The 8,464-nt window shown below is 60.0% G+C and carries 9 protein-coding genes; all 9 read left to right on the top strand.

Annotation, left to right across the window (positions count from 1 at the left end):
- Positions 1–11: 11 nt before the first annotated feature.
- The 9 genes from Ga0074115_RS13620 to Ga0074115_RS13660 are packed head-to-tail and all read left to right on the top strand — an operon-like array spanning position 12 to position 8,377.
- Entirely contained in the window at positions 12–272 is a 261-nt protein-coding gene (locus Ga0074115_RS13620; RefSeq protein WP_005965512.1) for a 4Fe-4S dicluster domain-containing protein, read from the top strand.
- Positions 265–1,431: a 2-oxoacid:acceptor oxidoreductase subunit alpha gene (locus tag Ga0074115_RS13625; RefSeq protein ID WP_006475391.1), complete on the top strand. Its 1,167-nt coding sequence runs from the start codon at positions 265–267 to the stop codon at positions 1,429–1,431. The genes Ga0074115_RS13620 and Ga0074115_RS13625 overlap by 8 nt, the downstream gene beginning before the upstream one ends.
- Positions 1,428–2,426 carry a 2-oxoacid:ferredoxin oxidoreductase subunit beta gene (locus Ga0074115_RS13630; RefSeq protein WP_057957089.1) on the top strand — a complete coding sequence of 333 codons (999 nt, stop codon included), beginning with the start codon at positions 1,428–1,430 and terminating at the stop codon, positions 2,424–2,426. Before Ga0074115_RS13625 ends, Ga0074115_RS13630 begins: the two co-directional genes overlap by 4 nt.
- Positions 2,426–2,995 (top strand): 2-oxoacid:acceptor oxidoreductase family protein, encoded by a 570-nt coding sequence (locus Ga0074115_RS13635; RefSeq protein ID WP_005965508.1) that lies wholly within the window; start codon positions 2,426–2,428, stop codon positions 2,993–2,995. Before Ga0074115_RS13630 ends, Ga0074115_RS13635 begins: the two co-directional genes overlap by 1 nt.
- Positions 2,992–4,941, top strand: coding sequence for a CoB--CoM heterodisulfide reductase iron-sulfur subunit A family protein (locus Ga0074115_RS13640; protein WP_057957090.1), 1,950 nt, complete (start codon positions 2,992–2,994; stop codon positions 4,939–4,941). The genes Ga0074115_RS13635 and Ga0074115_RS13640 overlap by 4 nt, the downstream gene beginning before the upstream one ends.
- Positions 4,942–4,948: 7 nt before the next feature.
- Entirely contained in the window at positions 4,949–5,479 is a 531-nt protein-coding gene (locus Ga0074115_RS13645) for a hydrogenase iron-sulfur subunit (protein WP_057957091.1), read from the top strand.
- Complete coding sequence (locus Ga0074115_RS13650) at positions 5,479–6,519, top strand: 4Fe-4S dicluster domain-containing protein (protein ID WP_057957092.1); 1,041 nt, start codon at positions 5,479–5,481, stop codon at positions 6,517–6,519. The genes Ga0074115_RS13645 and Ga0074115_RS13650 overlap by 1 nt, the downstream gene beginning before the upstream one ends.
- Positions 6,520–6,524: 5 nt before the next feature.
- Positions 6,525–7,556, top strand: a complete 1,032-nt coding sequence (locus Ga0074115_RS13655) for a 4Fe-4S dicluster domain-containing protein (RefSeq protein WP_060528624.1) — start codon at positions 6,525–6,527, stop codon at positions 7,554–7,556.
- Positions 7,553–8,377 (top strand): FAD/NAD(P)-binding protein, encoded by an 825-nt coding sequence (locus Ga0074115_RS13660; RefSeq protein WP_057957094.1) that lies wholly within the window; start codon positions 7,553–7,555, stop codon positions 8,375–8,377. Before Ga0074115_RS13655 ends, Ga0074115_RS13660 begins: the two co-directional genes overlap by 4 nt.
- Positions 8,378–8,464: the final 87 nt, after the last annotated feature.

The following is an 8,464-nucleotide window of genomic DNA, read 5'->3' on the forward strand; positions in this document are numbered from 1 at the left end:
GGAAAACAACGATGGCATTCGGCAAAATCAAAGAGATCACCGGCGTTGTCACCATCAACAAGTCTTGGTGCAAGGGATGCGGCTTCTGCGTCAATTATTGCCCGACCGATGCCCTCGCCATGTCATCTGAATATAACGCCAAGGGATATCATCCCCCGTTCGTCAAATCGCCGGATGATTGCAGGAATTGTGATTTCTGCCAGACGATCTGTCCGGAATTCGCCATTTACGTCACCCGCAAGGCGGAACAAGAGGAGAATGAGAATGCGTAAGACTGCCGCCGATCCAAAAGGCGTACTCGAGGGCTCTCACTTCCTCGACGGCGATCACGCACTTGCCGAAGGGGCGCTGGCGGCCGGATGTCGCTTCTTCGCTGGCTATCCGATCACGCCCTCGACCGAGACCGCCGAACGCTTCGCCGAACGTTGTCCTGCTGCTGGTGGTCTGTTCATCCAGATGGAGGATGAGATTGCGTCCATCGCTGCCCTGGTTGGCGGCGCCTGGGGTGGACGAAAGGTGATGACGGTAACCTCGGGTCCCGGCCTCTCATTGATGATGGAAAATATCGGCCTGGCCGTCATGACGGAGACTCCCATGGTGATCGCTGACGTCCAGCGTGCCGGCCCCTCTACTGGGCTGCCGACCCTCCCCGCCCAACAGGATATGATGCAGATACGCTGGGGATCACACGGCGACTACCGGATTATTGCTCTCTGCCCAGATTCACCGCAGGAGTGTTTCGACCTGGCGGTGGAGGCATTCAACCTATCGGAAACCTATCGAGTCCCAGTCTTCATCATGGCCGATGAGACCGTCGGCCATATGCACGAGAAGGTGGTCATCCCACCCGCCGAGGAGATCGGGGTGGTGGAGCGCAACTGGCACCAGGGTCCTAAGGCGGATTACCGCCCCTACCAGTTCACCGGCAAGGATGTCGCACCCATGGTCAAGGCGGGTGACGGTTACCGGTTCCACATCACCGGCCTCACCCATGACGAGCGTGGCTATCCAAACCTGACCGTGGAGCAAAACGAAAAGGTTGTCACCCACCTGATCGAGAAGATCGATTCAAACGCCGACAAGATCATCCGGCTCGAGGAGAATGAGGTGGATGGCGCGGAGGTCGTCGTCGTCTCCTACGGCATCACCTCACGGATCGTCTCCCGGGCAGTGCAGTTGGCGCGTGAGGCCGGTATCAAGACAGGATCGCTGCGGCTCATCACCATCTGGCCCTTCGCGGAGAAGCGAATCCAGGAGCTGGCCGGCAAGGTGAAGGCGATCGTGGTTCCGGAGATCAATTATGGTCAGATGGTAAGAGAGGTCGAACGCAGTGCGGCCGGCCAGTGCCGCGTCGTCAGTGTCCCCCATTGCGGAGGCGCGGTGCATGATCCCGACGTCATCCTTGACGCTATCATGGAGGCCAGCAAATGAGCATTGAAGTAAATATCGATGAATTCCGTGCAGAGAGTCCGATGACAGATTTCCTCCGCATGGAGCGGATGCCACACATCTGGTGTCCGGGCTGCGGTATCGGCACCGTGGTCAACTCCTTCGCCGAGGCCGTCAAGAAGAGCGGTATTGACATGGACAAGCTGGCGGTGATCTCCGGCATCGGCTGCACCGGTCGGGTCGCTGGCTATGTGAACTTCGATTCCATCCACACTACCCATGGGCGCGCCATCCCCGTCGCCACCGGCCTCAAGCTGGCCAACCCCGATCTCAAGGTAGTGGTGGTCAGCGGTGACGGCGATCTCACGGGTATTGGCGGTAACCACTTCATCCATGCCGCCCGCCGCAACATGGACATCATGGTCATCTGCGTCAACAACTTCACCTACGGCATGACCGGCGGCCAAGTAACCCCGACCACACCGCAGACGGCCAATGCCTCCACCACCCCCTACGGTAACTACGAATATCCCTTCAGCCTGCCGTTTCTGGCGGACGCCTGCGGCGCCACCTACGTGGCGCGCTGGACCTCACTGCATGCGCGCAACATTACCAAATCGATCCGCGAGGCCTTGAACCACAAGGGCTTCTCCTTCATCGAGGTGATTGCCCCCTGCACCACGCTCTATCAGCGCCGCAATCGCCTGGGCGACGGCCTCGATGCCCTCGAGTACTACAAGGAAGAAGCAGGGGTTGAGAAGGAGGTCGACACTCGCGATGTGGGCATCGACTTCCAGAGCGATATCACCATGGGCCGATTCGTCAAGCAGGAGAAGCCGACCTACTACGAGGCGGTCAATGAACGTTACGCCAACGTCCTGGGCGACGACTACCAGCTCTATGGCATGAGCAAGCCCGAACGTGAGGAGAAGGCCAAGCGCGAGGCGGAGGAAAGAGCCAAGGTACAGGCCCTGTTGGACGAGGAAGAGGCCCAGATGATGGCCGAAGATATGGGCGTGGACGAGGAGGGACTCTGATGCATGAGGTCAGATTTTCCGGGTTTGGCGGCCAGGGCATCGTCCGTTGTGCCCTGATCACCGGCAAGGCGCTGTCGATGTATGACGACAAGTTCGCCACCATGACCCAGAGCTTTGGCCCCGAGGCCCGTGGCGGCGCCTGTAGCTCCCAGTTAGTGGTCTCTGAAAATCGGATTCTCTATCCCTACGTGACCCTGCCTGGCGTACTGATCGCACTGTCACAGGATGCCCATGATACCTACGAACCAAAGCTGAGAGACGGCGGCATCCTTATCTACGAGGCGGATCTGGTCAAGCCTAAGGAGGATGTCGGGCGGGTCCAGATGTATCCCGCACCGGTCACCCGCTTCGCGGAAGATCTCGGCAACCGCCTGTTCGCCAACCTGGTGACCCTCGGTTGCTTCTCCGCCATCACCAGGATCGTGACCCCGGAGGCGATGAAGCAGGCCCTGCCAGGGCTGGTCCCGGACCGATTTCTCGAGGTCAACAAGAAAGCCTTCGACAAGGGTTATGAATACGGGCTCGAATTGCTGGACAAGAAGCCGCTCGTTACTGGGGAAACGAAATGACAAAACGCACCGGTGTCTTTGTTTGCCACTGCGGTAAAAATATTGCCGCCACTGTCGACGTCAAAAAGGTCGCGCAGGAGCTGGCCAAAGACGACGGTGTCGTTTTCTCCGAGGATTATGTCTACATGTGCTCGGACCCAGGCCAGGGTGCCGTAATCGATGCCATCAAGGAGAACGACCTCAATGGCATGGTGATCTCCTGCTGTTCACCGACCCTGCACGAAAAGACCTTCCGCGACGCCTCCGAGCTGGGCGACCTCAACGCCTTTCAATGCGAGATTGCCAATATCCGCGAGCAGTGCGCCTGGGTCCATAATGACATGGAGGTGGCCACCGAAAAGGCCCTCAAGATCACCCGTGCGGCGGTGCGTCGCGTCCAACGCAACCAAGCGCTCGAGCCTATCGGCGTTCCGGTGACACGCCGGGCCCTGGTGGTTGGCGGTGGCATCGCCGGCATTCAGGCCGCACTCGATCTGACCGATGCCGGCCTCGACGTAGTCCTGGTGGAAAAACAGGCGACCATCGGCGGCAACATGCTCAAACTGTCGGAGACCTTCCCGACACTCGACTGCTCCCAGTGCATCCTCTCACCGAAGATGGTCTCGGTCTCGAAAAACCCCAAGATCAAGCTGATGACCGAGAGCGAGGTGGAGAACATCTCCGGCTTCGTCGGCAACTTCAAGGTCAAGATCAAGAAAAAGGCGCAGTTCGTCGATCCCGAGCTGTGCAAGCTCTGCGACGACTGCACCCCGGTCTGTCCGGTCGCCGTACCCAATGAATATGATGTCGGCCTGACCAACCGCCGCGCCATCCATATCCCCTTCGCCCAGGCAATTCCAGCCTCCTTTACCCTGGATGAAGAGGCCTGCCTGGGCCTCGATCCGGTGGTCTGTGGCAAGTGCGAGGAGGTCTGCGAGGTCGGGGCCATCGATTACGATAAGCGGCCAACCGTCACCGAGGAAGAGGTGGGGGCCATCGTCGTCGCCACCGGCTTCGATCTCTACGGCATGGAAAATCTGGGTGAATACGGCGGCGGGCGCTACACTGACGTGCTCGACGGCCTCCAGTTCGAGCGTCTCTGCTCAGCCTCCGGCGCCACCGAGGGCCATATCCTGCGGCCATCGGATCACAAGGTGCCCAAGGAGGTGGTCTTCATCCAGTGTTCCGGCTCGCGTGATCCGGAAAACCACTGCGCCTACTGCTCGAAGATCTGCTGCATGTACACGGCCAAGCATGCCACCCTCTACAAGCATCATGTCCCCGACGGGCAGGCCTATATCTTCTACATCGACATCCGCTCCGGCGGCAAGGGCTACGAGGAGTTCGTGCAACGCTCGATGGAGAATGACGGCGTGATCTACCTGCGTGGTCGGGTCTCCAAAGTCTATGAGAAGGACGGCAAGCTCAAGGTGCTGGGCGTCGATACCCTGGCGGGACGCAACGTCGAGATCGACGCCGACATGGTGGTCCTGGCCCAGGCAATGCAACCCTCCACGGGCACCGCCGAGATCGCCAAGATCCTCAAGATCGGCCGCGACAAGGACGGCTTCCTGGCCGAGGCCCATCCGAAACTAAAACCGGTGGAGAGTGTGACTGCGGGCATCTTCCTCGCCGGCACCGCCCAGGGACCGAAGGATATCCCGGAGACGGTCAGCCAGGCGAGCGCCGCCGCCAGTAAGGTCATCGCCCTGCTCTCCAAGGATGAACTGGCGCACAGCCCAATGGTGGCCAAGGTCAGAGATCCCTACTGCACCGGCTGCCAGATGTGCGTCGATGCCTGTCCCTTCGAGGCCATCGATCTGGTGGACGGCAAGGCCAGGGTCAACGAGGTGCTGTGCGAGGGGTGCGGCTCCTGCGCAGGCGTCTGCGTGCGCGCCGCCATTGACGTCAAGAACGTCACTCAGCTTCAGATTCACGAAATGATCAGCGCCATAATGGCGGCATAATGGGAGGGTGATTCAGGTGTCGAACTCATCGCAATCCACCGCAGCGGAACCACAGGAATTCGAGCCACGTATCGTGGCCTTCCTGTGCAAGTGGTGTTCGTCCGCCGGCAGCGACCTGGCCGGTGTGTCGCGCATCCAGTATCCGGCAAACGCCACGCCGATCACCATTCCCTGCTCGGGAGCGGTGTCGCCCATGTATATCCTCTCCGCCTTCAACAAGGGGGCGGACGGCGTGCTGGTTTCAGGTTGCCACCCCGGCGACTGCCACTACATGGAAGGGAACTTCCTGAGCCGCCGCAAGCTGTATCTGGTGCGGAATCTGCTCCAGTTCATCGGTTTGGAATCGGATCGCTTCCGCATGTCCTGGGTCTCGGCCGCCGAGGGCGCCAAATTCGCGGAAGTGGTCGAAGAATTCGTCAGTGATCTCCGCACGCTCGGCCCCCAGAACAGACTCGCCGTGCAAAGACGCACTAATGCCGCGGGTGCAGGAGGTGCTGAAGCAGTCAGGACGTCGAAAGCGACCAAGGCGAAACGCTGATGGTCAATGTCGAAGAACTCCGCGACTACGCCGCCGGCCTCTTGGAGCAGGAGCAGGTCAAGTCCGTGATCGGCTTTCGCAGGGGCACCGCCGGCGCCCTGGCCGAACCCTGCACCATCACCTCGGCGGCCGAAGCCGCAAGCCTGGTGTGGGACCCCACCTGCCTCAACAATCTGGCGCTCTACCTGGTCAATGACAGCAAGCAGCAGGCGGCCGCCAAGACCCCCGACAACCGTCCTGTCGGCATCGTCGCCAAGGGCTGCGACAGCCGCGCTGTCGGCGTTTTGCTGCAGGAGAATTATTTCAAGCGCGAGGACGTGGTGGTGATCGGCGTTTCCTGCGAAGGCACGGGCGTCATCGACCCGAGGAAGCTCTCCGCCAAGCTGAAAGGCAGGACAGCGAGCCGGGTGGAATTCGCCGGCGCCGATGACTTCAAGATCAGCATACACGGTGGTAAAAGCGAAACCGTCATCTCCGCACGAGAGATTTTGGCCGATCGTTGTCTCGAATGTCGGGCGGCTACGCCAAAGCTGCATGACGTCCTCTTCGGCAAGGCAGTCGAAAAACGCGGTTTCGACGAACCCTTCCGCGCCGTCAAGGAAGCGGAGAAGGCCTCCGAGGATGAGCGTTGGGCAACCTGGGGCCGCCACTTCGATCGCTGCCTGCGTTGCTTTGCTTGTCGCTCGGTCTGCCCGATGTGCTACTGCCCAGAGTGCGTGGTCGACAGCACGACATTCGTGATCACACCGGCAACCAGCGCCGAGGAGAAAGCCAGCCGCATCCGCTGGTGTGAACGTTCGGCGAACACCTCCGAGAGCGCGGTCTACCTCCTGACGCGAGCCATTCACCTGGCCGGCCGCTGCGTCGATTGCGGTGAATGCGAGCGAGTCTGCCCGGTCAACATCCCGCTTCGCTTGCTCAACACCAAGCTCGAAATGGAGGCCTTCGAGACGTTCGAGTACCAGGCAGGATACGATATCGAACAGCCCTCGCTGCTTTCGTCCTTCCGGGACGAAGACCCCAACAGTTTCATCAGGTAGCTCCCATGGAAAAGATCCTTAGCCAGGAAAAACTCAGGGAGTGGGTCGATACACTCGACGACTGTGAGGTGCATGCCCCCGCCTTCGCCGACTCGGTTTGGAACTATGCCAGAGTTGATGCCGGTGCCGATATCGACCTCTCTCATAGCAACACCATTCGCTCCGTCAAGGAGTTCGCCTTCCCGCAACGAGAGGTTTTCTTCCGCTTCGAAACGAAAGACGGCGTTCCACTGCTGACCTCGACCCTGCCCAATCCAAAACCCACTGTGGTGTTCGGCGTGCGGCCCTGTGACGGCAGGGGCATGCCCCGTAACGACACGGTGTTCAGCAAAGAGTTCGAGGATCCCTATTACTGGGCAAGACGGGAGAAGCTGACCCTGGTCGGCCTGGCCTGCAACGAGCCCCACTCCCCCAACTGCTTTTGTCAATCGGTCGGTGGTTCGCCGCACTCCGAGGAGGGCCTCGACATCCTGATGACCGACCTGGGCGACCGGTTCCACGTCAAGGGAATCACGGCGAAGGGAGTGGAGATCATGGAGCGCGGTCGCAACGCCTTCGATGAGGTTCATGACGGCGATTTGGCCGAGGTCAAAAAGGTTCACGACGCATCACGCAGTCATCCCCAGCGCCCCATCAGCGACCTGGACGCCATTCCCGAGGCGATCCGCAGCCACTTCGATTCCCCGCTGTGGGATGAGATGGCGCAGCATTGCATCGGCTGCGGCATCTGCACCTTCCTCTGTCCGACTTGCCACTGCTTCGATATCAACGACGAAGTGGCCGGCCCGAACGCCGACAAGGGTGAGCGAGTAAGGACCTGGGACAACTGTCAGTTCCCAGACTTCACCATGCATACCTCGGGACACAACCCCCGGGGCGACCTCGGCTCGCGCCTGCGTCAGCGGGTCAGCCACAAATTCCTTTATTTCGTCGAGAACCACGAGACCCAACAGTGTACGGGCTGCGGCCGGTGCATCTCGGAATGTCCGGTTGGGATCGACATTGTCGCGGTCTTGGAGAGGGTGGACCAAGCATGACGGACAACATCTATCTTCCACAGATTGGGCGCATCACCGGTATTGAGGAAGAGACCCGCGGCGCCCGGGCGATCAAGACCTTCAAGGTCGAGTTCCCGAACGACGACGGTTTTGAGCACGCCTGCGGCCAGTGCGCCATGCTGTCGATCTTCGGCAGGGGCGAGTCGATGATATCGATCGCCTCCTCGCCGCTAGTCAAGGAGTATAAACAGTTCAGCATCATGAAGATGGGGCGGGTCACCACCGCCTTCCACGACGCCAAGATCGGCGATCTCATCGGTATCCGCGGCCCCTACGGCAACCAGTTTCCTCTGGATGACTGGAAGGGCCGGGATCTGGTCTTCATCGGCGGTGGCGTCGGCCTGGCGCCGATCTGGCCGGTGATCCAAACAGCGGTGGCGCAGCGCGAGGACTTCGGCAAGATTACCGTCTTCTATGGTGCCCGCACCTCCAGCGACATCATGTACAAGGCCGATTTCGAAAAGCTTAAGGAGTCCGCCGAGGTGCAACTCTCGGTGGACACCCCCGAAGAGGGCTGGCAGGGCCATACGGGATTTGTTCCGGCCAACCTGATGGACAAGGCACCGTCGCCCGATAGCGCCGTCGCCATTACTTGTGGCCCGCCGATAATGATAAAGTTCGTGATCCAGAATCTGCAAGCGCTGGGCTTCGCGGACGAGCAGATCTACACCACGATTGAAAATAAGATGAAGTGTGGCGTCGGCAAGTGCGGCCGTTGCAACGTGGGCAAGGACTACGTCTGCGTAAAGGGCCCAGTCTACTCCTGGGCCGAGCTTAAGAGCCTGCCACAAGAATATTAATCGTTCCGAAAGTATTGGCAGTGTATACTGCTTTCCATGGCTACGATAAAAGAACAGCGTGATCAGAAAAGGAAAGATGTAGTGGAG

Origin of the sequence: endosymbiont of Ridgeia piscesae (assembly GCF_001443665.1) — a bacterium.
Classification (GTDB): Bacteria; Pseudomonadota; Gammaproteobacteria; order Chromatiales; family Chromatiaceae; genus Endoriftia; species Endoriftia persephonae.